We start from the raw sequence: 22,497 nt of genomic DNA, 5'->3' as shown, positions 1-22,497 counted from the left end.
AATCGCAATCGGTCAATTCGTATAACGATCGGAACCTCGACCGGCATCATCCGTTTCATCGCGACAAGACTTGTAGGCGGATGGCGCATGAGCGCGGCAGGCCTCGACGGTTTCGATGGCTCGAACTCAACCGCCTCGCCGAAGTAACGAGTTATAGGCACGACAGACGTCATTGGGTTCGCCTAGCCGGGAGCCATTTCGATGATCAGTGAACCTCCACCGGAGAGTGCTATTCCGGCATCCATGCCCTCGGTTCACCCAAAAGCCGCGCCGACGCTTCGGGATGCGCAGGCCGAGATTTTTTACGTCGAGGCAATCCGCCAACTCACCACATCGGGCATCCCCTTCCTCGTGGCCGGCACATACGCCGTGAGCGCCTATACCGGGGTTACTCGCCAGACGAAGGACCTCGACATTTTCTGCAAGGCGGGTGACTACCCGCGCATCCTCGCCCACTTCAAGCAGCTCGGCTACAAGGTTGTGATCGAGGACGACCGCTGGCTTGGAAAGGTCTTCAAGGACAAGCACTTCTTCGACGTCATCTTCACCTCGATGAATGGCACCATGCCGGTAGGCGACCAGTGGCTGGAGCACGCCCGTCAGGGAGAATTGTTGGGCAGTCAGGTGCGGATTATCGGTCCCACCGAGCTAATCTGGTCCAAATGCTTCATCCAGGACAGGGGCCGCCATGACGGCGCCGACATCTCGCACACCATTCTCAAGGCCCACGATCAGGTCGATTGGCACAGGCTCCTCTCCTACATGGAAGTTCATTGGGAGGTTCTGCTCATGCATCTTTTGAACTTCCGCTGGATTTATCCAACCGAGCGAGACCGCGTACCCGCTTGGCTCCTCGACGAATTGCTTGACCGGCTCGCCAGGCAACGCGAATTGCCCGCCTCCCGGATGAAGATCTGCCGCGGACGCATGTTCTCTCAAAGCGACTACGAGATCGATGTCAGAGAGTGGGGATTTGCCGATGTCGGCATCGAAGGCGAGCATCGCGATGACTGATCAGACCGCCTCCGAGCGGGCAGAAAGCCGTGGCATGCTGAAAATCGCGGCGGTCGGCGACCTGAAAGTTGCTGCTGTCGGTGACCTGCATGTGGGTGACGAAGCACAAACTTCGTTCCGCGATCTTTTTGGCGAGATGTCGCGCGAAGCCGACGTCCTCGTACTCGCCGGGGACCTTACCAATCTCGGCAAACCCCGGGAGGCCGAAATCCTTGCCGAAGATTTGCGTGCCTGCTCCATCCCGGTCGTCGCCGTACTTGGCAACCACGACTATGAGTCCGGCGCCGTCGAGGATGTGACCAATATCCTGCATCAGGCGGGTGTTCATCTTCTCGACGGACAGGCGACGGAAATCCACGGGGTTGGCTTCGTTGGCGTCAAAGGGTTCGTCGGCGGCTTTGGACCGCGCATGCTCGGCTCTTTCGGCGAACCCACGATCAAGGCAATGGTCGCCGAAAGCGTGAACGAGGCGATGCGGCTTGAAAACGCGATGCGGCAGGTCCGTAGCCAGCGCACGCTTGTCGTTCTGCACTACGCGCCGATCACCGAGACGATCGAGGGTGAGCCACCGGAGATATTCCCGTTTCTCGGCTCCTCGCGGCTGGCGGAGACGATTGATCGATTCCAGGTTAGCGCGGTGGTGCATGGTCATGCGCATCGTGGCGTCTATCAGGGCCGCACCCCGGGCGGCGCGCCGGTTTACAACGTCGCCATGCATGTCGCGAAGCCGACCGGCCGCCCTTACGCCATGCTCGAAATCTGACGCGCGCCAAACGTACCGCCGATGTCGCGCACCTTTGTACAGCACCGGCGACTGCCGGGACGCAAAATGACCATAATTGCCCTGGGAACCAGTGGTCATCGCATTAGTTTTTTCTCGTAAGCAATCAGGCTTGAAAGGAGAGACCGATGAAAATGTTTCTTCCCACACTTGCGGCTGGTGTGCTTGTCGCCATGTCAGGCGCTGCTTTTGCCGACACGTCGGTATCGGCTGTCACCGATCTCAATGTGAGAGCAGGCCCCGGGCCGCAATATCCGGTCATCGGCGTGCTCGCCGCAGGTCAGCAAGCGACGCTCAATGGCTGTCTGGAAAACAGCAAATGGTGCACCATTGCCGAGGCAGAAGGCCAGGGCTGGGTGTATTCTGACTATGTGACTGCCGACTTCGGCGGCAGTCAGGTCATGCTGACCGAGCGCCCGGCTGATTCTGGTGTCGCCATCGTCTCGCCTCCGGCGGATATTGGTGGCGATGATACCGGCGCGTTTGCCGGCGGCGCCACCGGTGCTATCGCAGGCGCCATCGTTGGCGGTCCGGTAGGCGCGGCGGTCGGCGGTGCCGCGGGCACGATCGCCGGCGGTGCGACCGGTGCAGTCATCGATCCGCCAGACGTGGTACGGCATTATGTGGTCACGCATCAGGAGGCTCCCATCTATCTTGATGGAGAGGTGGTAACAGGGGCGACGTTGCCCGACACGGTCGTGCTGCGCGAAGTTCCGGACTATCAGTATCGCTACGTCAACGTGAACGGCCTACCCGTACTGGTCGAGCCGCAATCGCGTCAGATCGTCTACGTGGTGCGCTAGCCGACAGATTTCGGCATCTTCGCCGATAGTGACCGAAGCCCGCGTATCCATCAGGATATGCGGGCTTGGTCAGCGGCTTTTCTTGAGAAGGAACCTACTCGTCCTCCTCGGGCTCCAAAAGCTCGATCAGGGTCGCCACGCGTATTCCGGGGAGCGCCGCCCCTCCCCCATGAGCGCCTCGTCCGCGTTGAGCCAGCCCCAAGCTTCGCGACGCTCGGTGATGGAAGCACCCGTTGCCACAATCTCGGCAATCATCGTCTCATCGACAGGGCCTAGCACGAAGGCCACTTCCTCACGTGTCATGACCATGGGGGGTCCCTTCTCAAATACTCGGTCGGGATCATGGAACCGTGTCGTTCCTTGGCGACAAAGGAGTTGCGCGACACCACTGTGCGCCCAATCTTGCCAGCAGGCGCTATGAAACTCATACTGGCCGAGCCGACCAACGATGACGTCGGCTCAAGTCGCCATTCTGTCTTCAGCGAGCAACCCCGCGTTTTCGCAAAAATCGAGGAAATGCTGCTTCGCCTGGTCGGGCGGAATATCTCCGGCCCTGGCAGACTTGATCGACTTGCCCGCGACATGCGCATAGGGGTTGCGCAGTTCGCCGGGAAGGTTGTCAAGAAACTCGGCAGCCTCCTCGACCGTCGCGATTGGGCTGACGCCCTGCTCGCCATCCCTGATCCAAACGCAGGATGTGAACTTCATGGTAAATCGCTCCCTGTCTCGTTTTACGCGGCGCGTAAACGCGCAAGCAGGCAAGAGGTTGCATGATATTTCAATCCGTCTGGTCGAGGCCGGGATAATCCGGTATGGTGCCGAGCGCGCCGCGAATTGCAAATCCTGCTGAGACAAGCTGCGCTGCTTCTGCGCAACCTCCCCGAACCCCTGGACGAATGGACCCCATTCAGACGCTCCGAGGACCAAGATGATGACTCCGGGGCGGCTTGAGGAATGCCTGATTAAGACCTATCAAGTGCTTGGGGGCTTGCCAGAATTGAAAGAAAAATTGCAATGAGCGACCAACTAGACATGAACGATCCCCATTTGGAGATGACGGCTGACATCGTTGCTGCTTATGTTTCCAACAATCCCGTTCCTGCAAACGAGCTGGCCTCCCTCATCGCGAGCATTTACGCCTCAATATCGGCGCTGGAACAGCAGCCGGTTGTCGAAGAGGTCCAGTTGTCGCCGGCCGTGAACCCTAAGAAGTCAGTATTTCCGGATTACATCGTGAGCCTGGAGGACGGGCGAAAGTTCAAATCGATGAAGCGGCACGTTGGCTTATTGGGAATGACGCCCGAAGAGTACCGCACGAAATGGGGCCTCCCGGTCGACTACCCGATGGTGGCTCCGAGCTATTCGGCCGCGCGCTCGGCCCTAGCCAAGACCATGGGACTTGGCCGCAAGCCGAAAGCCGCGCCTGAGCCCGTTAAGAAGGGTAGAAAGCCAAAGGCTGCCTAACGCCACACGAATGAAAGCCCGCCGCCTCAATCAAGAGACGGCGGGCTTGTTACCTGAGGCGCGGTACTGAAATACTGCCGCTGGTGCTACTGTGGCGGTGGCGTAGTGAACAGCCGGTTAAGACGGCAGGCGATCATATTGCTGGCGTCGGGAAGATGGTCAGGGAGCCGGCGCGAACCTGATTTCGTCGCTTTCGACCAGATCGACTGGCGGTAGCGAGCGCCACTGTGCCTGGTCGCTATCTTGAATTCCAATGGCTTTCGGCACAAGTTTGAACGCTACATCGCGAGAGATAGCGACAATCCAGATCTGCGCCGCAAGGCGATGACCGCAATTACCGCTAATACCAAAGGCCTCGGATGCTGACTCTTTCGTGATTTTGGAGGGCCGGGGAACCGTGATCCCATGCTGCCGAAGGAGATTCGGCGATGGGAGCAGCGGTGAAGATACGAACGGACTATTCGTCGGGGGAGCTTCGTCGGCTTGCGAAGAGTTCGAGGAACGCCAATCAAAGCCGGCGACTTCTGTCGCTTGCGGCTTTGCTTGAGGGGATGAGCCGTGCCGATGCAGCCCGGATCGGAGGCATGGACCGCCAGACGCTGCGCGACTGGGTGCACCGGTTCAACACAGCCGGCCCCGACGGACTTCTCAATCGCTGGTCGCCGGGGCCGTCATCGCGGCTGTCGCCCGAGCAGAAGGTGGAATTGGCTGCTCTCGTGGAGAAAGGCCCGGACCGTGCCGTTGACGGCGTGGTGCGCTGGCGGCGGATCGACCTGCAGAAAGTCATCAAGGAACGTTTCAGCGTCGATTATCACGAACGCTATGTCGGCAAGCTTTTGAAGGAACTCGGCTTCTCCCACATGAGCGCGCGACCACGTCATCCTGCACAGGATGTCGAGATCATCGAGGCTTATAAAAAAACTTCCCACGCACGCTGAAGGCGCATCTGGCCGACCTGCCTAAAGGCAAACCCGTCGAAATCTGGTGGCAAGACGAGGCCCGCATAGGCCAGAAGAACGGCATCGTCCGGCAATGGGCAAAACGCGGCACCCGGCCGCGCCAGCCCGCCGACCAGCGCTACAAGAACGCCTATTTGTTCGGAGCCATCTGCCCGGCACAGGGCAAGGGTGCCGCCCTTGCCCTCCCGTTTGCCGACACCGACGCCATGCAGTTGCACATCGACGAGATCAGCCGTCACGTCGCCAGAGGTGCGCATGCGGTGCTGCTCATGGATCGCGCCGGATGGCACACCACAGCAAAGCTCAACGTGCCCAGGAATATCACGCCGATCTTTCTGCCCTCGCGCGCACCGGAATTGAACCCGGTCGAGAACATCTGGCAATATCTGCGCGCCAACTGGCTCTCCAATCGCGTCTTCGACACCTATGAAGACATCATCGAGGCTGCCTGCGATGCCTGCCAGAAACTGCTCGCCCAACCGAAGTCCATCACATCAATCGGGATGCGCAAATGGGCTCATGTCGGTCAACCGTCATGACCGTTGGTATAAGAGACCGTTTGAGAATGGCTTGAAGGGGTCGGCTGTACGTGATTCAAGCTTGGGATGTGGACCCCAGCGACGCGTGGCCGGATGGCCGAAATTGAGAAGAAGACGAAGCGTTACCCGACGGACCTGACGGATGAGGAATGGGCACGAATATGTCCGTTTCTGCCTGTCGGATCGAAGAGTGGTCGGCATGTCGAGACGGATAGATGGACTGGGTGAGAAAGATGTCTCCTGCCGCGTCTCGGTAGAAAACACTGACTCCGGGCAGTTCCTCGCTGTGGTAGCGGGGATCGACCGTGATCGTCCCAAAATTATAGTCGATCCGGCCGTTTTTGAGCTCTTCCGGCCCGAAGGTGACATGGAAATCCTGATTGAAGTCGCTGCGGTCCGAGGACACCCAGAGAAAGCGCCAGCCCATGCGCTTCCTGTAGGCTGTAATCTTCTGGATGGGCGCCCGCGAAATGGCGACGATGGAAACGTCGTGCCGCTCCAGATGCGGCCTCGGCCCGTCGATATGGTCGGCCTGGAAGGAGCAGCCGACACAGGCAGCCTCCCAGTCGGGATGAAACATCAGGTGATGGACGATGAGTTGGCTGTTGCCGCCAAAGAGATCGCCGAGCGTTCTTTCGCCTTCGGCAGTGTCGAAGATATAGGCCTTCTCGACCCTCAGCCATGGTAGTGCTCGCCGTTCGGCGGCGACGAGATCGCGCATCCGGGTCAGCGCCTTCTCGGTCTTCAGATGGGCCTGCTGGGCCTTGAGCCATTCCTCGCGGGAGACGGCGGGGTGATGATGCCGCATCTTATACTTCACAATTGACGCCCCCTATCAACGTTGATATCAACGTACATATTGCGCGGATGTCAACCCTTCAGATGCAACAGCCTTTCGATCTTTCCTCCCAAACCACGCTGCATGTGCGTGACGCCTGCCTGTGCCTGCATGCACAGCGGGCGGCGCGTGCTCTCGCACGCCGTTTCGATGTCGCGCTGAAACCCCATGGCATCACCAGCGGGCAGTTCTCGCTGCTCATGTCGCTCAACCGGCCGGAGCCGCCGAGCCTCGGCAGCGTGGCTGCCCTACTGGCGATGGACAGGACGACCCTGACGGCCAATCTCAAGCCGCTGGAGCGTCGGGGCCTTGTCGAGACGGCAACCGACCCGAAGGACAGGCGCGCGCGGCTGCTGCAACTGACGCCAGCCGGCCGTACCGTTCTGGTAGAGGCCGTACCGATCTGGCAGCATGTCCATACGGAGATCGAAGCGGCGCTGTCAGACCCGGATCATCTGCGCTCCGAACTGAACCTGTTGTCGACGATCTGAAAGTCGGAGCGCCGCAGCCAGGCATGCAGGTGGGGCACGCTATTGTTGAGTTTTCTCAGCGGCCCCCATCAGCCACCAATCGCACATAGAGGGTTATCTGTCGCGCACCGCCATGTTACGCTCGCCTTGTTTCAAGGCGTAATAATGCGTGAGAGAAAGGAACACCCAATAGTATCCGATCAATCCATGTCTCAGCGCTGGGGCAACTTTCGCCCGTCCAAGACGCTTTGGTTTTGGTCCGTGGCTGGCGCCGCAGTATTGACCATGATCGTCGGGTTCACCGCCGGTGGTTGGACAACCGGCGGGACGGCGATGACGATGGCAACAGATTCAGCGCGCGACGCGCGCGCCGAGCTCGTTGCCAACATCTGTGTCGAAAAGTTCGTCACTGGACCGAATGCGAGCCAGAAGCTTGCTGAACTGAAGGAAACTTCGTCCTATCAACGTGACACCTTCATCAAGGATGGCGGCTGGGTCAAACTCGCCGGTATGGAACGAGAGGCAGCCGGCGCGGCGGATTTGTGCGCGAAGCAGTTGACCGCCATGGATACGTTGCCAGCCCGTACGATCGACGTCATACCCGGCACGACGGAAAGCTGAACCGAACGCAACACTTCGCCCGGCGAGTTCTAGTTCGCCGGGCGACGGTCACCTCCGGCTTGCAAGACTGATAGCGCTTTCATAAAGAAAAGCTCATTCTGGCTACGATTACGGTAATACGACGCCTTTCCGAGCACCCTCGGTCACCGGCCTGCTCTCTGTTCGCGAGCCTAGGTAGATTTCAGCATTTGGGACGGATGAGCCTGCGCAATTTCTAGATGCAGCGACGCCCCCGCCGCTTTACCCAGCGGGCCGCCGATCTACTGAAGCAAGGCGTAGCAGTCCATATTCTTCTGCTTGAGAACGCCGCAAGCGCCCCACGCTTCGGACTTGGCGTCGAAACCGGAATATCGGGCGCGAAAATATACTTTGCCGTCCATTGTAAAGCTCTCGGTAAAGGCCGAGGCGTCGGCAAGCCGTAGCGGTGCCTTGCGTGCTGCCCGCGAAAGAACTTCGCGTGCGGCCTCCTGGTCTGGCATAGACCCTATCTGGATGACCCATTCATTGTCGCGCGTCGAAGCGGTGCTCACCAAATCGATATCGTCAGGCGAGTCCACTCGTGCGACGCTGCTCGCGTCCCCGATTGCTTCAATGGTAGCAACTTGTTCCGGCTCGATTTCACGCGCCGGTTTGTAGGTGGGAAGCGGGATACGGCCGGCTGGGACCAATGAGGCGATGAGCGCTTTATCACCACCGCGATCGATATGGAAACGATCGCGCCCGCTGGAAGCTTTCGGCAGATAACGGCTGATGAGGCGCCTCATATGGGCATCGCGGCTCCTGCCGGTGCGGCCGCCCATCACCACGGCAACAAGGCTGCGGCCACGTATTTCGACCGACGAGACGAGATTGAAGCCTGATGCGCGGGTGTAGCCGGTCTTGATCCCGTCGACGCCTTTGACCCGGCCGAGCAGCCTGTTGTGGTTGCCGAAGCGCCGGCCCCTGTACTTGAAAGATTTAGTGGTGAAATAGCCATAGTAGCGAGGGTGATGATCTCGCAACGCCATACCGAGACGGGCCATGTCGCGCGCGGTCGTCTTTTGCGCCTTGTCGGGTAATCCGTTGGCGTTCCTGAAAGTGGTCGAATTCATCCCCAGCTGGCGCGCCTTTTCCGTCATCATGCGCGCAAAGCCCGCTTCCGACCCGCCAAGGAACTCGCCTATGGCGGTCGCTGCATCATTCGCGGATTTCGTTACAAGGGACAGGATGACCTGCTCCACCGTGATGGTCTGGCCAGGCCTCAGCCCCAGTTTCGACGGAACCTCGTTGGCTGCGTTACGCGACACCGGTATCTTCGTGCCCTTTGTTATCTGGCCGCTCTCGAGCGCGTCGAAGATAAGATAGAGCGTCATCATCTTGGTGAGAGAAGCCGGATAGCGCGGCGCGTCCGCATGGTTTTTATAAAGCGTCTTGCCGGTCTTCGCATCAATGACAATGCCGGCATATCTGGGATTGGCTTCTACCGTCGAAGCGGCCACGACGCACAATACCGCCGTAACCAGAAGCCCCAGAATGGCTTTCGACAATGACGCCGGCAGCCCGGCAGACTTCTTCAATGACTGATGCACCCGCCCGTCCGTCGCCGCTCTTCGTGAACTGAAGCCGAACGAACCGGCCGCGAGGGTGTGAAACTAGGCAGCCACCGTTACAAAACGGTTAAGGCATTCCTAACGCCAGGGATCAAATTGTCTCGTCCGATCCCTGAATCTCTGGAGAGCGTCCCGGCTTTTGATCGGCGAGGGAATCCGACTTCACCCAAATGGCAAACTCGCCGTCCGAAACGCCATTCTCCTCGCTGCAGTCGTTGCGCCCTGCTTGAACGAAGGATGACTGTTCTTCATAGCAGCCGGCGTTTGAATAGCCTGACACCCGTGACCATCCTTTGCTCGTCTCATAGACAACGACCGTCTCGCGGAAGAATAACCTACCGATAATGCCGCATTCCATCGACGGGCAACTGCGCCGCTTCGCATTATCGGCCGCAACCCACATGCGGCTTTCCGCTTGCACGGGTTGGATAAAGGTCACCGAAGCCGACAGCATCGCGATCAGAACCAGAACGGCCTTCCCCATCCTTGGCAAGCCGCCCGCTCCGTGCGGACACGTCGTCGACCACTCCGCTCCATGCTCCATGTCCATCGCGGCCAAACACGTTCTGACGCGGGTGGATGCCGGCAATAGAAAAAATCTCATGCTTACACTCCGTCAATCTTCATACCGCTATGTGAGCACTGAGCCGTATTCTGTCGACCACAATCGTCGATCTATTTAGGAATCGAGAATGAATTCCCTGTGAGCTGCTCCGATTCGACGCAAACCCCTGAGCTTTCGTCAACCCGCCAGGGTGTCAGCCATGCCGGATACCGCATGCGCGCCATCTTTTATTGCGGCTTCATCACCGCGCTGCTTTTAACAACGCCCATTGGCCTCAGAGCCGAGGTGAGTGATTTCCCTCTTCCCCGCTTCGTCTCGCTGAAGGGTTCGCCAGCCAATCTTCGTATCGGGCCAAGTGTTCAATACGAAATCGAATGGACCTTCGTTCGTCCGGGCATACCGCTCGAGATCTACCAGGAATATGGCAATTGGCGTCGCGTGCGGGATTGGGAAGGAACCAGTGGATGGATCTACGGCCCGCTCCTATCCGGGCGCAGGACGGCGGTAACAGCCCCTTGGGACAGGAACAATATCGCGCTGCGCAAAAATCCCACAGCCGACGGCCCCGTCACGGCCTGGCTCGAACCTGAAATTCCTGTCGAACTGGTTCGCTGCGACGGGCAATGGTGCAGAATCGCAGTCGATACAATGGCTGGCTTCGTCAAACAGACACGCTTGTGGGGTGCTTATCCCGGCGAAGTTCTGTGATCAGCAATCGTTCCTTCAGAAGTCGAACAGCTCACTTCTTGGGAAGTCTGCTCGCGGTCGCGGTCGAGAAGCGTTTCAGGGCTGGCGGTACTGTTATCGCCCGACCGATTCTCGTCGCCAATTTGGCATCGATATCAGTGGCAGCGTCACAACTGAGCGGCGCTTTCGGAGACAACTCTCTTTTCATAAATTCCGTCGAAACGAGAGAAGGCATCCTGCACAAACAGCTTTTGATCCTGCCATGCTCTGCTTCTCCTGCCTTCGTGAACAAGAGGCTTAAGGTCGTCGAGCGCGTCTAGAACGGCCTGCGCGGCTTCGACCACTTCTTCATGGGCCGCCGCATCCAAGAGGATTCGCATGCTGTTGGTGGCAAATTCGGCATGGAAATTGCCCTTTCCCATAATACTGTCAGAAGCCATTTCAAATGCAATTTGCATGATTTCGAAATGCTGCGGTGTCATACCCCCGGCACCCTCCCGCAAATATTGTGCCGCAAAAGGACTAAGCTGACAACCGCACTAGCGTCACTTACCACCGCTGTCGCCCTCCATAACCGCGACCCTCGCATATGTGCCAGAAGATTGTCCTGCAGGAGCGATCAAAATATGGAATCTGATGGCATGACCAGATCTGCACGTGATCCTCTCTATCGTCGTCACCGGTTTCCAGCGGAAGTGATTACCCATGCCGTTTGGCGCTATTTCCGGTTTCCACTCAGCCTGCGCATGGTCGATGATATGTTGGCGGCGCGTGGCATAATCGTCTCTCACCAAACCGTGAGATTGTGGACGGAGAAATTCGGTAGGCACTTCGCCAATGAAACCCGCAAGCGCTCAGCCGGCAGGCTCGGTGACAAATGGTACCTCGCGAGGTCGTCATCACCATTGGGGGAAAGAAACACTGGTTGTGGCGCGCCGTCGATCAGCATGGCTTCGTCCTCGCCGCTCTGGTCCAAAGCCGCCGCAATGCCAAGGTTGTCAAGCGGTTGAAGCGCACGATTCTCAAAGGGCAAGGTTCTGCCCCGCGCGGAATGATCACCGACAAGCTCCGATCCTATGGTGCGGCGAAGCGGGAGATCATGCCCAGCGTCGAACACCGCTCCCACAAAGGGCTGACCAATCGAGCAGAGAATTCTCATCAACCCGTTCGACGACGTGAGCGTATCATGAAGCGGTTCAAGTCACCGCGACAACTTCAGCGTTTCGTTGCAATCCATGATCCAATCGCCAACCTATTTCATGTTCCACGACACGACATTCCATCTCACCATTATCGGGAGCTGCGAGAGACCGCGATGCATCCCCGAAGCCGCCGTCATCCGGCTTCTGCGGCAATCGGGAAATGCTACTTGAGCTGTGCCTCGGTGCACTTCGCACCGCTGTGACACCATGCAATCTGGACAGAAATCAGAAAGAAGACTACCACCAAGGCCATGCGCAAGCTTGCCCGCATATTCGCAATCGTGTTGCTCACAGCATTCGCTGCGGGCACTGTGGCAAATGCAGCGGGCGCGACAAGCATGTCCCTGCAAATGTCAGCCATCGCGATGGCCGACGGAACCATGGGAGATTGCCAGGATTGCCCCTCCGACAACGGCAAGAGCCTTGCTTGCGACCAGGCATGCGTGGCTCCGCTCATCGCGATCGCACCGGTCACCCGGATTGACCTTCCCGTTGCCCAAACCGAAGTCGCCGTTTCTCCGGTGAAAGAATCCGCCGGCCACATCGGGTCACCGCAACCCTATCCTCCTCGAACCATCATCCTGAGCTGACGTCGCCGGAAAATCGTCCGGCTTGCGGCTGCACGTGTCATGGACGGCCTCAACGCCGCCCGTGGTCGTAGTCCTGCATGAACGCGCGCACCTCCCCTGCGATGACATGCGATCCAGACGAGAACTTCAGGATGACCAAACCATGCGTAAATTTCGCCTGCCGACGCTGACGCGTCGCGCCTTCCTTGCATCGTCCGCCGCAACCGCGGCCAGTGCGATGATGCCCTTGCATTCCCCCTCACCCGCCCAAGCCGCGCCGTTGCGAGAAGTCAGGCTGCGCGCTGCCCCGAGCCGTGTCCGTCTGGTGCCGGAACCCCATGAAGAAACACCGGCCTGGTCCTACAATGGCAGGGTTCCCGGCCCCGAAATCCGCATCAGGCAGGGCGAACGCCTGCGGGTCACGGTCGAAAACGGCCTCGCCGAGGAAACCACCGTCCACTGGCATGGCGTTCGCGTTCCTAACGCCATGGATGGGGTGCCCCACCTGACGCAGCCTCCGATCGGTGTGGGCAAGGATTTCGTCTATGAATTCGACGCGGTCGATGCCGGAACTTTCTGGTATCATCCGCATCAGCGCAGCTTTGAGCAGGTCGGGCGCGGTCTTTATGGCCCGCTGATTATCGAGGAGCCGGTGCCAATCCGGGTCGACCGCGACGTGACCTGGGTGCTCGGCGACTGGCGGCTGACGAAATCGGCCGAAATCAGCGACGACTTCGGCAACATGCACGACGCGATGCATGGCGGCCGCGTCGGCAACACCGTCACCATCAACGGCCGCGTTCCCGATGGTTTTACGGTGCACAGGGGCGAGCGCATCCGGCTGCGGCTGATCAATTCCGCCAACGCACGCATCTTCGGGCTCGACTTTGCAGGCCACGAGCCGGCCATCGTGGCGCTCGACGGGCAACCGGTCACGCCCCATGCGCCGGATGGCGGACTTGTCGTGCTCGGCCCGGCCATGCGCGCCGACGTCATCCTCGACATGACGGCCAATCTCGGAAGCCGGGTTTCCGTGACCGACCGCTTCTACGAAGGGTTGGAATATCGCCTGGTCGATCTCGCCTATGCCGACACGCCGCTCAGGGACAAGATGCCCGACTGGCCTGTCGTATTGCCGCCGAACCCCTTGCAGGAACCCGACCTGGCCACAGCCACCCGGCACGAAGTTACCTTCAACGGCGGCATGATGGGCACCATGGTCATGCAGGAGATGGGCGGCAGCATGGGCAAGGGTTCCTCTGGCGCGATGGACGGAATGATGGGCAACAACATGGGCAAGGATCCCGCTGGCCAGATGGGCGGCATGATGGGTGGCATGGGCATGAAGATGGACATGATGCACACGGGCGGCATCTGGTTCATCAACGGGGTCGCCGCCGAAGGCCATGTCATGAAGCCGATGCTGACGTTGGAGCGGGATCGGGCGCACGTTATCGCCATGACCAATGCGACGGCCTGGCATCACCCGATCCACCTGCACGGCCACTCGTTCCGGGTGCTCTCGCGCAACGGCAAGCCAACCCGCTACCGCGAATGGCAGGACACGGTTTTGATGGCCCCGCGCGAAAAAGTCGAAATCGCCTTCGTCGCCGATAACCCCGGCGACTGGATGATCCACTGCCATATTCTCGAACATCAGGCCGCAGGCATGATGGGCGTCTTCCGCGTCGCCTGAAAATACCTTCACAGAAAAGGAGAACCGCCAATGCGCACTGTTCTGAAACCTATCGTTCTCGCCGCGCTTTTGATCGGCACGGGCGCGGCCTATGCCGACGAGAGCAAGGAGATCACGCTCTACAAGTCGCCGCTATGCGGCTGCTGCGAAGACTATGCCGACTATCTGCGGCAGAACGGCTTCACCGTCACCGTCAAGCCGACCCACGATCTTGTCACCATGAGCCGCGAGGCCGGGATCCCCGATGATTTCCAGGGCTGCCATCTGTCCATGATCGACGGCTATGTCGTCAGCGGTCATGTGCCCGTCAACACGGTCAGGAAGCTCCTGACCGAACGGCCCGACATCAAGGGCGTGACACTGCCCGGCATGCCCCTGGGATCACCCGGCATGAGCGGCGCGCAGGAAGCGCCGTTCGAGATCCTGGAAGTCCCGAAAACGGGCGCGATAACCGATGTCTACGCAAAGGAATAGAAATTCTGCCAAGCGCGGATTTCTCGGCACGCGCGAGATCCGCCGAGGCCGGCATGAAAGGAATGAACCATGATGAACGCTCCCAACGGCATGATGGAAGGCACGGGCATGATGTGGGGCATGGGCCTGATCTGGCTGCTTGCTGTTGTGGTGCTCGCCCTCGGGGCGGCAGCACTGGTCAAGTATGTCTTCTTCAGCAGCCGCAAATGAAACGGATCGCCATGGCTGCGGTCGCGCTCGGCGCGGCGATAATCGGACTTGCCTTGGTCTGGGGCTGGCCGTTCGGCACGGATAATGGCGCGCCGTCGGCTTCAACCGTCGCGCGCGGCCGTGCGCTCTATGCGCAGCGCTGCGCCAGTTGCCACGGGGCCAATCTGGAAGGCCAGACCGACTGGAAAAGACCGCTTGCCACGGGACGCATGCCCGCGCCGCCGCACGACGCCTCCGGACACACCTGGCACCATCCTGACGGCGTGCTCTTCCGCATCACCAAGGAAGGTCCCGCCGCGGTGGTCGGCAACGGCTACGAGAGCGACATGCCGCCTTTCGGCGAGGTGATGGACGATGGGGAGATCCAAGCCGTCCTGAGCTTCATCAAGAGCACGTGGCCCGAGCGGGAGCGTGCCTATCAGGCGGGAATGAGTCTCCGGGAGAAGGAGAAGACGCAATGAAGGCGATCCTGTTGGCGATGGCCATGGCCATCCTCGCCGTAGCGGGCGCGCCGGCGCAGGAGCCTGCGGGCATAATCCTGCACGAGGAGCCGCAACCCGTGCCCGAACTCGTCTTCACCGACGAGTCGGGCGCGCCGCAAACGCTTAAGTCTTGGCGCGACAAGGTGGTGCTGCTCAATGTCTGGGCAACGTGGTGCGCGCCCTGCCGCGCCGAAATGCCGACGCTCGACCGCTTGCAGGAGCGGCTCGGCGGCGAAGGATTCGAGGTCGTCGCCCTTTCCGTGGATCGCGCCGGCGCCGGCGCTGTCCGGAAGTTCTTTGACGAGATCGGGGTCAGCCTACCGGTCTTCATCGACCAGGACGGGGCCGCTCTTCGCGCGCTTGCGCTCTTCGGGCTGCCTGCCACGCTCCTGATCGGTCCGGACGGAAACGAGCTGGCACGCCTCTCCGGACCCGCCGCGTGGGACGCGCCGGAGATGATCGCCTTCCTGACAGGTGCGATCGAACGACATAAGTAAAGGAACCAGAAGCCATGACGGTGCAATCCGGACTCTATTCACCCAAAACCGCAGCAAGGCTGCTGCGCGCTTTGCGAACGCGCGCCTGGCTGCTCGCCGGCCTCTCGGCGCTTGCCGTCGCCCTCTGGTCGAGATGGGACTGGCTCGCGGCAGCCGGGCTCGCTTCCACCATCCTGGCCGCGCTTCCCTGCGCCGTCATGTGCGCGCTCGGCGTCTGCATGCATCGCCTCATGCCACACGCGAAGGCGGCTTCGTGCCAGGCACCGTCCGAACGCACCGATACAGCCGGAGACCGAAAATGAACAGAAGAGCCCTTCTCCTCTCGATGGCCGCCATCCCGGCACTCGCGCTTCCGGCACATGCCCATCACCCGGGGGCCGATCTCGACAGGCTGATGGGCAGCGAGGAGAAGTATTTCCAGGTGATCGACGCGCCCGCAGCGCCCGGATTCGAACTGGCCGACGCCGACGGCGCGCCCATCCGCCTCGCGGACTTCTCCAACAAGATCGTCGTGCTCAATTTCGTCTTCGCCAGTTGCACCGATGTCTGCCCGCTGCATTCCGACTTGATCGCGCGGGTGCAGCAGATGGTGAACGCCACGCCGATGAAAGACATGGTGCAGTTCCTGACGGTCACCACCGATCCGGCGGCGGACACGCCGGATATCCTGAAGGCCTATGGCGCCCCGCATGGGCTTGACCCGCGCAACTGGCTGTTCCTGACCACGCGGGATGGGCAGGCCGCGGATGCGACACGCAAGCTCGCCGAGGAATACAGCCAGCGCTTCGACCCGGTCGATGATGGCCAGCAGATGCACGGGGTGGTCACCCACGTCATCGACCGTGGCGGGCGCTTTGCCGCCAAGTTCCATGGCCTGAGGTTCGACCCGCTCAACTTGGTCATGTATGTCAACGGGCTTACCAACAGGGGGAACAAGCCAACGGATGGGTAAGTGCCCGCCAAGACGGCAGGAACGCCGCAATATGCACAAAGCGGCCGCGGTCGTCAGACTTTGCGGCGACGCGACTTCTCTTGCCGCGGGGGTCTTGGTTCGTTGCAATCGCAGATCAGCCGATAGGCGTCCTGTGCGGCACTGCCTTCAACCGGGCCGTCGCATAAGCATTCCAGCGCGCACAGGAGATGCTCGGCAACGTCAAGCCTGCCTCTATCCTGCGCGCGTTTGAATGCCGCCAGTATCGAACGATCGAGAGGCTGCCTGCCCTGACGCATCGCCTTATCGCTTGCGCTCACCGTTATTGCTGCTGGTTTTATCCTGACTTGATTGGAACGTTCCTGCCTCAACGCCGTTTGAACGAAAGTCGCGCTTCCCACCCGCGACAGAGGAGACTCCACTTCCTCGGCTTGCAAGCCCGCCACTTGTCCCCTCCGGTGGCGGGTTTTCTGTACCGGCTTGCTTTATGATAGAACAGCCCTATATCGGGGACATAGGCTGCACGCCGGCAGGGAACGCTCGCCGAGATACGATCTAGGGTTTCCCCGAGCAGCAGCCGCATTTGCCTTGATTGATGGTGCGCCGACCACGAATGTACTGGCGGCGTACAAGTCTCAAGACCGAAGGGAAGCGGGCATTACGGCCCGCTTTTTTCTTGCGTATTTCAGCCAATCTCACCGCCGCGTGTCCTGACGGATGCGCGGTCTTTTTGTTGAGATGAACAAAACAGCCGGCCCCGCGTTTTGTCCGCAGGCGATGCCCGCCTTATGGAGAAAACCATGGACTGGAACCGCATCGAAGGAAATTGGAAGCAGGTTAAGGGCAAGGTCAAAGAGCAGTGGGGGAAACTCACCGATGATGATCTTGATCAGATCGCCGGCCGCCGCGATCAGCTTGAGGGCAAAATTCAAGAACGCTACGGTCTTGAAAACGACCGTGCAAAGCGAGATGTGGGCGATTGGTTCGTTGGTAAGACTTGGCTTGATTACCCCACCCGCTAGATTCTTTCTGGGAAACGAGATGTCCCGGCCGACGTAGAAGCCAATGTGCCAGTTGTGTGTCAGGGTGTAGGCTCTCGCGCTCTGGCCGGGCGCCATTTGCGTCGAGACTTCTGGGCAACGCGCTTCTCTGGGGAACGCATACTTGGTTCTCCCGCTGGAGCCTGTTGCCATCAATCAGAAGCCCGGGACTCCTCTCGCGTTACGGGGCGGTGCAGTCTTAATTGGTCATTGAAACTGTCCGTCGCCAGAACATTCGGCTCAGCCTAATCGCGCCATCGGGATCTCTTGGGCTGCGCTGATCTGGCAGAAAACCTACGACGAAGGGGTCGCATCTTTTAGCGTCCCGCCCGATGGTGGAAGGCACATGAACCAGTTCGGCACGCCGAGCACAAACTCGCGCCTGATCACGACGAAACCAAGCGTCTCGTAAAAGGCTACGTTGATTGCCAGGTCAGTCTCCAGATAGGCTGTAACCGACAGCTCGTCCATGCGCCGGCAACAACGTGACATCAAGTACCGTCCGATGCCTCGCCGTCGGTACGCATGCCGCACGGCCAGCGGACCGATATGCCAGTGCGGACAAGTTGGATCGTTACGCGCCCACGCCCACAGCCAGCGGCTGATACACAGCAATCGGGAGGGTGGGTGCTGGCCACGGCCATGCAGACAAAGCGCAGTCTATCCAACAGCGCTGGACGACAGCCGCCGGGTTCTATCATGCCCAGCACACCGACCAGTTCACCGTTCGCATATGCGCCCAGCACCTGCCCATTCGCCTCAATATAGGCGGTCAAGTGACGAAAAAGGCGCATCAGTCGCTTTTGTCTATGCTCCACGTCTGTGCCGAACACTGCGACGTGCAAGGGATTATCAAGCATGCCCTGGGCGAGGATGGCTGCCGCTTCTCGCAACTCTGCAGCGACCAGCGCTCTGATCTCAATGAACGGACCATCGTCGGCCCGGTTGTTCGATGTCTCTCCTGCCATCATATTTTGGAGACCAACACTGTCTACGGCGTTTTCTTCGCCTTCGAAAGGCTTGGGATCAGGCTGGCGAGTTCCATCGGGAAGGGGAAGACAATGGTCGAGCTCTTCTCTCCGGCGATCACATTGAGCGAGCTGAGATAGCGCAGTTGCATCGCCTGCGGTTCCTTGGCCAGTATCTGTGCCGCCTCTAGCAGCTTTTGCGCGGCCTGCTGCTCGCCCTCGGCGTTGATGATCTTGGCACGGCGCTCGCGCTCGGCTTCAGCCTGGCGGGCGATCGCCCGGGTCATCGATTCATCGACATCAACATGCTTGATCTCGACATTGGCAACCTTGATGCCCCAGGCGTCGGTCTGCTTGTCGAGGATTGCCTGGATGTCGACGTTGAGCTTGTCGCGTTCGGCCAGCATCTCGTCGAGTTCGTGCTTGCCGAGCACTGAGCGCAGCGTCGTTTGCGCCAGTTCGCTGGTCGCCTGCATGTAGTTCTCGACCTGGATCATGGCCCTTTCTGGATCGATGACGCGGAAATAGATCACCGCACTCACCCGAACCGACACGTTGTCGCGGCTGATCACGTCCTGGCTCGGGACATCGAGGACGAGCACGCGCAGGTCGACGCGCATCATCTGCTGCACGAAGGGGACGAGCAGGATGAGGCCCGGTCCCTTGGTGCCGGTGAAACGGCCGAGCGTGAAGACCACGGCGCGCTCATATTCACGCAGGATCTTGACCGTAGAGCCTAGTATCCCCAGCAGAATGGCAACAAGCACGATGTAGAAGATCAAGTCGCCGAACATGTTATCCATGAGATTGTCCTCTCGAGATTAAGAGCAGTGTCATCTTTGTGGGCTTTCCGTCGCCGGGATTAGAGCAGCGGTGGTCTTGAGCGTGAGGCCGTCAATATCTTCGATCCGCACGGTCTGTCCGACTGTCAGAGGCATGTCGGCAACGGCCTTCCAGCGCTCACCATGGGCGAGAACATACCCAGCGTTTCCATTCCAGCTCAGGACCTCTGCGGCGGCGCCTATCATCTGTTCCTTGCCGGTGACCACCTTGCCGCGGCGCGAGGTGAAGGCCAGCCACGCCACCAGCAGCGACATCAGCAGGCTGGCAATCCCGACCGCGCCAAGCATCTGCCACGATATTTGGAAGCCTGGCACGTCAGTGTCGAACAGGATTGCCGCGCCAAGCACAAACGCCGCCGTGCCGCCAACACCCAGCACGCCGAAGGATGGGGTGATCGCCTCGGCTACCAGCAGCGCGGCCCCCAGGAAGACGAGGCCGACACCCGCATAGGTGACCGGCAGCACCGCCAGCGCGTAAAGCCCCATTACGAGACTGATGCCGCCGATGGTTCCTGGAACCAGCGCGCCGGGGTTCATGAATTCGAAGATCAGCCCGTAGATGCCGATCATCATGAAGATGAGCGCGACATTGGGATGGGTGATAACGGACAGGAAACGCGTGCGCCAGTCGGGCGCGACCTCCTCGATGGCGAGGCCTTGCGTGTCGAGCACCGTTTCGGCATGCCCGACGCGGACGCTCATGCCGTTTGCCTTGGCCAGCAGGTCATCGATGCTCGTGGCGGTGAAGTCAATCACGTTCTCGCGCGCGGCGTCGGTGGCGGTCAGGCTCGACGCCTCGCGCACTGCCTGCTCTGCCCAGTCGGCGTTACGGTCACGAATTTCGGCAAGTCCGCGAATATAGGCCACGGCGTCGTTGATCGCCTTGGCCTCCGAGGCATTGGCGGGCGCGGCTGGCTTGTCTTTTCCGGCCTTGCCACCGTCCTTATCCTGCTCACTCCCGAAGGGCAGGCCCCCACTCCCGCCAATTGCGATCGGCGTGGCAGCGCCCAGATTGGTGCCCGGCACCATCGCCGCCACATGGCTGGCATAGAGGATGTAGGTGCCTGCGCTTGCCGCACGTGCGCCCGAAGGCGTCACGAAGGAAGCGACAGGAACCGGGGAGGCGAGGATCTCGCGGATGATATCGCGCATGGAAGTATCGAGGCCGCCCGGCGTGTCCATCCGCAGCACGACGAGTGTCGCCTTCCGCTCGGCCGCGCGTTGGATGCCCCGGACGATATAGTCAGCCGTCGCGGGACCGACGACGCCATCCAGCGTCAGGACGACAGCGACCCGGCTGTTCTGCGCGGACGCGGCCAAGCCGAAAATACCGAACAGCACCAGAAGCGCTGCCGCAAAGATGCGGACGGACCCGGACCCGAGGCAATTTCGCCACCAGCAAGCTGCTTTTGTATCGGTGTTCATGGTTCCCATATCCTAATCGCACGCACTTCCAAGAAAACACGCAGTAAAAAAATCCGGGTTCCTTTCATCGTCAAAAAGGATCCAATGCGAACTGTTCCATTCATAGGAGCCGTCTTCGCAGGGAACTTCTAACGGCGACACGCCTCAAGCCTGGCCACATCTATGGTCTGAAGGATCCGATGTGGCGCGTCCCACGCCCGAAAGGGTGGAAGTCCGCAATCAGGGCCGAACAGCTGTGACCTCGATCTCGACCAGGAAACCCGGATTGGCGAGGCCGGCGACCTGGAACACCGAGCGCGAGGGCAGGTTGGGCTGCGCATCAGTGCCAAAAAACTGGGTGTAACCCTCCATGAAGCCGGTAAAGTCCATCTTGCCTTCCTTGTCGGGATCCCCAACCAGGAATACCTGCATCTTGATCACATCGCCCATCTTGAGGCCGAGACCGTCGAGGGTTTTGTCGATGGATTTGAATAGGGATTCCGTCTGGGTTTGGTGTCGCCATAGGCGGCTGTGGTGTTCTTGTCGGCGTTTTCATCGACGACAGAAGGAACGGCGCCGCTGACATAGACGGTGGTCTTTCCGGCCGGAACCTCCACCGCCTAGGCAATCGGAAAATCAGAATTGGGAATCTTGTGACGCACGACATCCTCGGCCAGTGCCGTGCTGGCAAAGGCCAGGGTGAGAATGAGCGTGGCGGCGCTGATCCGCTTGATGTGCATCGGTTTTTCCTTCTTTTGATCGCCGTCACGCTGCCGGCCGTCATCCCGATCAGGGACAATAGTTCTCGCGGGCTCATGCCGGCAAATGCCTTTTTCTGTTGCATTTTTTTAACTCCCCCAGTCGGCCGACGTGGACGGGCTCCATTCAAGCAACCCGCGGGCATCATTTTGGTTGCATTGTCGGGACGACGGCAAACTGACAGAGCAAGTGTGGCCCGATCCTGTACGGGTTCGGAAACGCGGTTCGAGAGCCAGCCAGGGCTTGGACTGCAAACCTCAACGCGCGACGCAGCCGGTCAGAACCAGCTCGGTGCGGCGTTGGTGCAAGGATAGGCCAGTGATGGTATGAGGGCCTCGATCACGAGCTAACCGAGATTTGCATGCCGTTTAAATTCAACGCAGCGCGGCGATATCAGGATGTGGATTTCGGCTGAGGCGATTGAAGGGTGGCGCCCATCGTGTCGGAATACGCCCGGCGGTCAGCGCCGGTTCTCCAATCTGGCGATCGAGACAACGCTGATGCTTGGCGTTCTGGCCCGGTTTCCACTGCGCCAGACCGAGGGTTTTGTGCGCTCGCTTATGGCTTTGATGAACCTTGATCTGACCGTGCCCGATCATACGACTCGCGAGGCCCCTGTCCGAGCGCGTCCGCTGATCAAACTACAAAGTCACTGAACCCTTTGATCGCATCTATGCACCAAAGCCGTTCATCGGCGGCCTGCGTCGTTGGCGGCGGTCGCTGCTGCGCCACAAGGTGGAAGCAGCACATCTGGAGCACTGGTATCGGCTGGCGCTGGACCATGTGCCTGCGGACTACGCGCTCGGCGTCGAAATTCTCGATTGCCGCCGGCTGATCAAGGGCTACAGCGATACCCATGTTCGCGGGCAGTCGAAATTCGACCGCGTGCTGTCCAGCCTGGAGCTTCTCGAAGGTCGCGACGACGCCGCCGACTGGATAAGGCGTCTGCGCGAAGCAGCGCTCAAGGACGAGAAGGGGGACATGCTGGATGGCGCGCTGAAAACGGTGGCTTCGCTTTAGCACGCCACCTGCTTGGCCGCTCAACTCATCAGAAGGCTGCCTGGCGCGAACGATCGTGATGGGGGGCGCCCCC

General features: G+C 60.0%; 28 protein-coding genes and 4 pseudogenes. 21 read left to right on the top strand and 11 right to left on the bottom strand.

Features of this window, described 5'->3' with window-relative positions:
- The first annotated feature begins 201 nt into the window (after positions 1-201).
- From ACX3P1_RS23555 to ACX3P1_RS23545, 3 genes are all read left to right on the top strand, one after another.
- Positions 202-1,014 carry a nucleotidyltransferase family protein gene (locus ACX3P1_RS23555; protein ID WP_459082007.1) on the top strand — a complete coding sequence of 271 codons (813 nt, stop codon included), beginning with the start codon at positions 202-204 and terminating at the stop codon, positions 1,012-1,014.
- Between the two features lie 34 nt (positions 1,015-1,048).
- Positions 1,049-1,777 carry a metallophosphoesterase family protein gene (locus ACX3P1_RS23550; protein ID WP_459082025.1) on the top strand — a complete coding sequence of 243 codons (729 nt, stop codon included), beginning with the start codon at positions 1,049-1,051 and terminating at the stop codon, positions 1,775-1,777.
- Between the two features lie 146 nt (positions 1,778-1,923).
- Entirely contained in the window at positions 1,924-2,598 is a 675-nt protein-coding gene (locus ACX3P1_RS23545; RefSeq protein ID WP_459082006.1) for a DUF1236 domain-containing protein, read from the top strand.
- A gap of 126 nt (positions 2,599-2,724) precedes the next feature.
- On the opposite strand, the gene ACX3P1_RS23540 is transcribed toward ACX3P1_RS23545, so the two are convergent.
- Together ACX3P1_RS23540 and ACX3P1_RS23535 are read right to left on the bottom strand one after the other, a co-directional pair.
- Entirely contained in the window at positions 2,725-2,907 is a 183-nt protein-coding gene (locus ACX3P1_RS23540) for a hypothetical protein (protein WP_459082005.1), read from the bottom strand.
- Between the two features lie 150 nt (positions 2,908-3,057).
- The gene (locus ACX3P1_RS23535) at positions 3,058-3,306 is read right to left on the bottom strand and encodes a DUF982 domain-containing protein (RefSeq protein WP_459082004.1); all 249 of its coding nucleotides are present in this window, start codon (positions 3,304-3,306) and stop codon (positions 3,058-3,060) included.
- A gap of 306 nt (positions 3,307-3,612) precedes the next feature.
- Between ACX3P1_RS23535 and ACX3P1_RS23530 the strand changes: the two genes are divergently transcribed.
- The 3 genes and pseudogenes from ACX3P1_RS23530 to ACX3P1_RS23520 all read left to right on the top strand — a co-directional run.
- A complete protein-coding gene (locus ACX3P1_RS23530; RefSeq protein WP_459082003.1) occupies positions 3,613-4,062 on the top strand; it encodes a Ros/MucR family transcriptional regulator in 450 nt (149 codons plus the stop codon).
- Positions 4,063-4,490: 428 nt separating this feature from the next.
- A protein-coding gene (locus tag ACX3P1_RS23525; RefSeq protein WP_459082002.1) for an IS630 family transposase occupies positions 4,491-5,560 on the top strand; the annotation gives its coding sequence in 2 pieces (ribosomal slippage) (positions 4,491-4,977 and positions 4,977-5,560; 1,071 coding nt in all).
- Between the two features lie 66 nt (positions 5,561-5,626).
- Positions 5,627-5,773 (top strand): annotated as a pseudogene (locus tag ACX3P1_RS23520) (transposase); the annotation flags it as partial.
- Positions 5,774-5,828: 55 nt separating this feature from the next.
- Here ACX3P1_RS23520 and ACX3P1_RS23515 read toward each other — a convergent pair.
- Positions 5,829-6,368, bottom strand: a pseudogene (locus tag ACX3P1_RS23515) (DUF899 domain-containing protein); the annotation flags it as partial.
- A gap of 74 nt (positions 6,369-6,442) precedes the next feature.
- Here ACX3P1_RS23515 and ACX3P1_RS23510 point away from each other — a divergent pair.
- Together ACX3P1_RS23510 and ACX3P1_RS23505 are read left to right on the top strand one after the other, a co-directional pair.
- Complete coding sequence (locus tag ACX3P1_RS23510; protein WP_459082001.1) at positions 6,443-6,889, top strand: MarR family winged helix-turn-helix transcriptional regulator; 447 nt, start codon at positions 6,443-6,445, stop codon at positions 6,887-6,889.
- Positions 6,890-7,033: 144 nt separating this feature from the next.
- Positions 7,034-7,489: a hypothetical protein gene (locus ACX3P1_RS23505; RefSeq protein WP_459082000.1), complete on the top strand. Its 456-nt coding sequence runs from the start codon at positions 7,034-7,036 to the stop codon at positions 7,487-7,489.
- A gap of 260 nt (positions 7,490-7,749) precedes the next feature.
- Here the strand turns inward: ACX3P1_RS23505 and ACX3P1_RS23500 are convergent, their stop codons facing one another.
- Positions 7,750-9,057 (bottom strand): serine hydrolase, encoded by a 1,308-nt coding sequence (locus ACX3P1_RS23500; RefSeq protein ID WP_459081999.1) that lies wholly within the window; start codon positions 9,055-9,057, stop codon positions 7,750-7,752.
- Between the two features lie 112 nt (positions 9,058-9,169).
- The gene (locus ACX3P1_RS23495) at positions 9,170-9,682 is read right to left on the bottom strand and encodes a hypothetical protein (RefSeq protein ID WP_459081998.1); all 513 of its coding nucleotides are present in this window, start codon (positions 9,680-9,682) and stop codon (positions 9,170-9,172) included.
- A gap of 174 nt (positions 9,683-9,856) precedes the next feature.
- Here ACX3P1_RS23495 and ACX3P1_RS23490 point away from each other — a divergent pair, with 174 nt between their 5' ends.
- The gene (locus tag ACX3P1_RS23490; protein ID WP_459081997.1) at positions 9,857-10,351 is read left to right on the top strand and encodes an SH3 domain-containing protein; all 495 of its coding nucleotides are present in this window, start codon (positions 9,857-9,859) and stop codon (positions 10,349-10,351) included.
- A 146-nt stretch (positions 10,352-10,497) separates the two neighbouring features.
- Here the strand turns inward: ACX3P1_RS23490 and ACX3P1_RS23485 are convergent, their stop codons facing one another.
- Entirely contained in the window at positions 10,498-10,812 is a 315-nt protein-coding gene (locus ACX3P1_RS23485; protein WP_459081996.1) for a hypothetical protein, read from the bottom strand.
- A 159-nt stretch (positions 10,813-10,971) separates the two neighbouring features.
- Here ACX3P1_RS23485 and ACX3P1_RS23480 point away from each other — a divergent pair.
- The 10 genes and pseudogenes from ACX3P1_RS23480 (at position 10,972) to ACX3P1_RS23435 (ending at position 17,413) form a co-directional block, all read left to right on the top strand.
- Positions 10,972-11,735, top strand: a pseudogene (locus ACX3P1_RS23480) (IS6 family transposase).
- A 48-nt stretch (positions 11,736-11,783) separates the two neighbouring features.
- Positions 11,784-12,122, top strand: coding sequence for a hypothetical protein (locus tag ACX3P1_RS23475; protein WP_459081995.1), 339 nt, complete (start codon positions 11,784-11,786; stop codon positions 12,120-12,122).
- A 142-nt stretch (positions 12,123-12,264) separates the two neighbouring features.
- Positions 12,265-13,797 (top strand): multicopper oxidase family protein, encoded by a 1,533-nt coding sequence (locus ACX3P1_RS23470; protein WP_459081994.1) that lies wholly within the window; start codon positions 12,265-12,267, stop codon positions 13,795-13,797.
- 30 nt (positions 13,798-13,827) lie between these two features.
- Positions 13,828-14,271 (top strand): DUF411 domain-containing protein, encoded by a 444-nt coding sequence (locus ACX3P1_RS23465; protein WP_459081993.1) that lies wholly within the window; start codon positions 13,828-13,830, stop codon positions 14,269-14,271.
- Between the two features lie 69 nt (positions 14,272-14,340).
- Positions 14,341-14,481 (top strand): hypothetical protein, encoded by a 141-nt coding sequence (locus tag ACX3P1_RS23460; RefSeq protein ID WP_459081992.1) that lies wholly within the window; start codon positions 14,341-14,343, stop codon positions 14,479-14,481.
- Positions 14,478-14,942: a c-type cytochrome gene (locus ACX3P1_RS23455; RefSeq protein WP_459081991.1), complete on the top strand. Its 465-nt coding sequence runs from the start codon at positions 14,478-14,480 to the stop codon at positions 14,940-14,942. Before ACX3P1_RS23460 ends, ACX3P1_RS23455 begins: the two co-directional genes overlap by 4 nt.
- On the top strand, positions 14,939-15,460 hold the full coding sequence (locus tag ACX3P1_RS23450; protein WP_459081990.1) for a TlpA family protein disulfide reductase: 522 nt from the start codon (positions 14,939-14,941) through the stop codon (positions 15,458-15,460). Before ACX3P1_RS23455 ends, ACX3P1_RS23450 begins: the two co-directional genes overlap by 4 nt.
- Positions 15,461-15,474: 14 nt before the next feature.
- The gene (locus tag ACX3P1_RS23445; protein ID WP_459081989.1) at positions 15,475-15,762 is read left to right on the top strand and encodes a hypothetical protein; all 288 of its coding nucleotides are present in this window, start codon (positions 15,475-15,477) and stop codon (positions 15,760-15,762) included.
- On the top strand, positions 15,759-16,412 hold the full coding sequence (locus ACX3P1_RS23440; protein ID WP_459081988.1) for an SCO family protein: 654 nt from the start codon (positions 15,759-15,761) through the stop codon (positions 16,410-16,412). The genes ACX3P1_RS23445 and ACX3P1_RS23440 overlap by 4 nt, the downstream gene beginning before the upstream one ends.
- Before the next feature lie 779 nt (positions 16,413-17,191).
- Complete coding sequence (locus ACX3P1_RS23435) at positions 17,192-17,413, top strand: CsbD family protein (RefSeq protein WP_459081987.1); 222 nt, start codon at positions 17,192-17,194, stop codon at positions 17,411-17,413.
- Positions 17,414-17,725: 312 nt separating this feature from the next.
- On the opposite strand, the gene ACX3P1_RS23430 is transcribed toward ACX3P1_RS23435, so the two are convergent.
- The 5 genes from ACX3P1_RS23430 to ACX3P1_RS23410 form a co-directional block, all read right to left on the bottom strand.
- A complete protein-coding gene (locus tag ACX3P1_RS23430) occupies positions 17,726-17,965 on the bottom strand; it encodes a GNAT family N-acetyltransferase (protein ID WP_459082024.1) in 240 nt (79 codons plus the stop codon).
- Entirely contained in the window at positions 17,923-18,402 is a 480-nt protein-coding gene (locus ACX3P1_RS23425; protein WP_459082027.1) for a hypothetical protein, read from the bottom strand. The genes ACX3P1_RS23430 and ACX3P1_RS23425 overlap by 43 nt, the downstream gene beginning before the upstream one ends.
- 20 nt (positions 18,403-18,422) lie before the next feature.
- On the bottom strand, positions 18,423-19,202 hold the full coding sequence (locus ACX3P1_RS23420) for a slipin family protein (RefSeq protein WP_459081986.1): 780 nt from the start codon (positions 19,200-19,202) through the stop codon (positions 18,423-18,425).
- Between the two features lie 30 nt (positions 19,203-19,232).
- Positions 19,233-20,666 carry an NfeD family protein gene (locus ACX3P1_RS23415; protein WP_459081985.1) on the bottom strand — a complete coding sequence of 478 codons (1,434 nt, stop codon included), beginning with the start codon at positions 20,664-20,666 and terminating at the stop codon, positions 19,233-19,235.
- A 219-nt stretch (positions 20,667-20,885) separates the two neighbouring features.
- Entirely contained in the window at positions 20,886-21,128 is a 243-nt protein-coding gene (locus ACX3P1_RS23410; RefSeq protein WP_459082023.1) for a Rid family hydrolase, read from the bottom strand.
- 668 nt (positions 21,129-21,796) lie between these two features.
- On the opposite strand from ACX3P1_RS23410, the gene ACX3P1_RS23405 reads away from it, so the two are divergent.
- Positions 21,797-22,060, top strand: coding sequence for a transposase (locus tag ACX3P1_RS23405; protein WP_459082022.1), 264 nt, complete (start codon positions 21,797-21,799; stop codon positions 22,058-22,060).
- Between the two features lie 31 nt (positions 22,061-22,091).
- A pseudogene (locus ACX3P1_RS23400) lies at positions 22,092-22,424 on the top strand (DUF6537 domain-containing protein); the annotation flags it as partial.
- Between the last annotated feature and the right edge of the window lie 73 nt (positions 22,425-22,497).

The sequence above is a fragment of the Mesorhizobium sp. A623 genome, from assembly GCF_054489405.1.
This window is presented reverse-complemented; position numbering and strand designations above follow the sequence as displayed.

What these genes read in the sequence shown, in the direction of transcription:
- ACX3P1_RS23465 (WP_459081993.1), top strand. Translation starts at nt 13,828, where the DNA reads ATGCGCACTGTTCTGAAACCTATCGTTCTCGCCGCGCTTTTGATCGGC.
- ACX3P1_RS23535 (WP_459082004.1), bottom strand. Translation starts at nt 3,306, where the DNA reads ATGAAGTTCACATCCTGCGTTTGGATCAGGGATGGCGAGCAGGGCGTC.
- ACX3P1_RS23440 (WP_459081988.1), top strand. Translation starts at nt 15,759, where the DNA reads ATGAACAGAAGAGCCCTTCTCCTCTCGATGGCCGCCATCCCGGCACTC.
- ACX3P1_RS23435 (WP_459081987.1), top strand. Translation starts at nt 17,192, where the DNA reads ATGGACTGGAACCGCATCGAAGGAAATTGGAAGCAGGTTAAGGGCAAG.
- ACX3P1_RS23475 (WP_459081995.1), top strand. Translation starts at nt 11,784, where the DNA reads ATGCGCAAGCTTGCCCGCATATTCGCAATCGTGTTGCTCACAGCATTC.
- ACX3P1_RS23495 (WP_459081998.1), bottom strand. Translation starts at nt 9,682, where the DNA reads ATGAGATTTTTTCTATTGCCGGCATCCACCCGCGTCAGAACGTGTTTG.
- ACX3P1_RS23540 (WP_459082005.1), bottom strand. Translation starts at nt 2,907, where the DNA reads ATGGTCATGACACGTGAGGAAGTGGCCTTCGTGCTAGGCCCTGTCGAT.
- ACX3P1_RS23445 (WP_459081989.1), top strand. Translation starts at nt 15,475, where the DNA reads ATGACGGTGCAATCCGGACTCTATTCACCCAAAACCGCAGCAAGGCTG.
- ACX3P1_RS23545 (WP_459082006.1), top strand. Translation starts at nt 1,924, where the DNA reads ATGAAAATGTTTCTTCCCACACTTGCGGCTGGTGTGCTTGTCGCCATG.
- ACX3P1_RS23450 (WP_459081990.1), top strand. Translation starts at nt 14,939, where the DNA reads ATGAAGGCGATCCTGTTGGCGATGGCCATGGCCATCCTCGCCGTAGCG.
- ACX3P1_RS23490 (WP_459081997.1), top strand. Translation starts at nt 9,857, where the DNA reads ATGCGCGCCATCTTTTATTGCGGCTTCATCACCGCGCTGCTTTTAACA.
- ACX3P1_RS23460 (WP_459081992.1), top strand. Translation starts at nt 14,341, where the DNA reads ATGATGAACGCTCCCAACGGCATGATGGAAGGCACGGGCATGATGTGG.
- ACX3P1_RS23530 (WP_459082003.1), top strand. Translation starts at nt 3,613, where the DNA reads ATGAGCGACCAACTAGACATGAACGATCCCCATTTGGAGATGACGGCT.
- ACX3P1_RS23510 (WP_459082001.1), top strand. Translation starts at nt 6,443, where the DNA reads ATGCAACAGCCTTTCGATCTTTCCTCCCAAACCACGCTGCATGTGCGT.
- ACX3P1_RS23555 (WP_459082007.1), top strand. Translation starts at nt 202, where the DNA reads ATGATCAGTGAACCTCCACCGGAGAGTGCTATTCCGGCATCCATGCCC.
- ACX3P1_RS23455 (WP_459081991.1), top strand. Translation starts at nt 14,478, where the DNA reads ATGAAACGGATCGCCATGGCTGCGGTCGCGCTCGGCGCGGCGATAATC.
- ACX3P1_RS23425 (WP_459082027.1), bottom strand. Translation starts at nt 18,402, where the DNA reads ATGATGGCAGGAGAGACATCGAACAACCGGGCCGACGATGGTCCGTTC.
- ACX3P1_RS23505 (WP_459082000.1), top strand. Translation starts at nt 7,034, where the DNA reads ATGCGTGAGAGAAAGGAACACCCAATAGTATCCGATCAATCCATGTCT.
- ACX3P1_RS23470 (WP_459081994.1), top strand. Translation starts at nt 12,265, where the DNA reads ATGCGTAAATTTCGCCTGCCGACGCTGACGCGTCGCGCCTTCCTTGCA.
- ACX3P1_RS23415 (WP_459081985.1), bottom strand. Translation starts at nt 20,666, where the DNA reads ATGAACACCGATACAAAAGCAGCTTGCTGGTGGCGAAATTGCCTCGGG.
- ACX3P1_RS23550 (WP_459082025.1), top strand. Translation starts at nt 1,049, where the DNA reads ATGCTGAAAATCGCGGCGGTCGGCGACCTGAAAGTTGCTGCTGTCGGT.
- ACX3P1_RS23485 (WP_459081996.1), bottom strand. Translation starts at nt 10,812, where the DNA reads ATGACACCGCAGCATTTCGAAATCATGCAAATTGCATTTGAAATGGCT.
- ACX3P1_RS23420 (WP_459081986.1), bottom strand. Translation starts at nt 19,202, where the DNA reads ATGGATAACATGTTCGGCGACTTGATCTTCTACATCGTGCTTGTTGCC.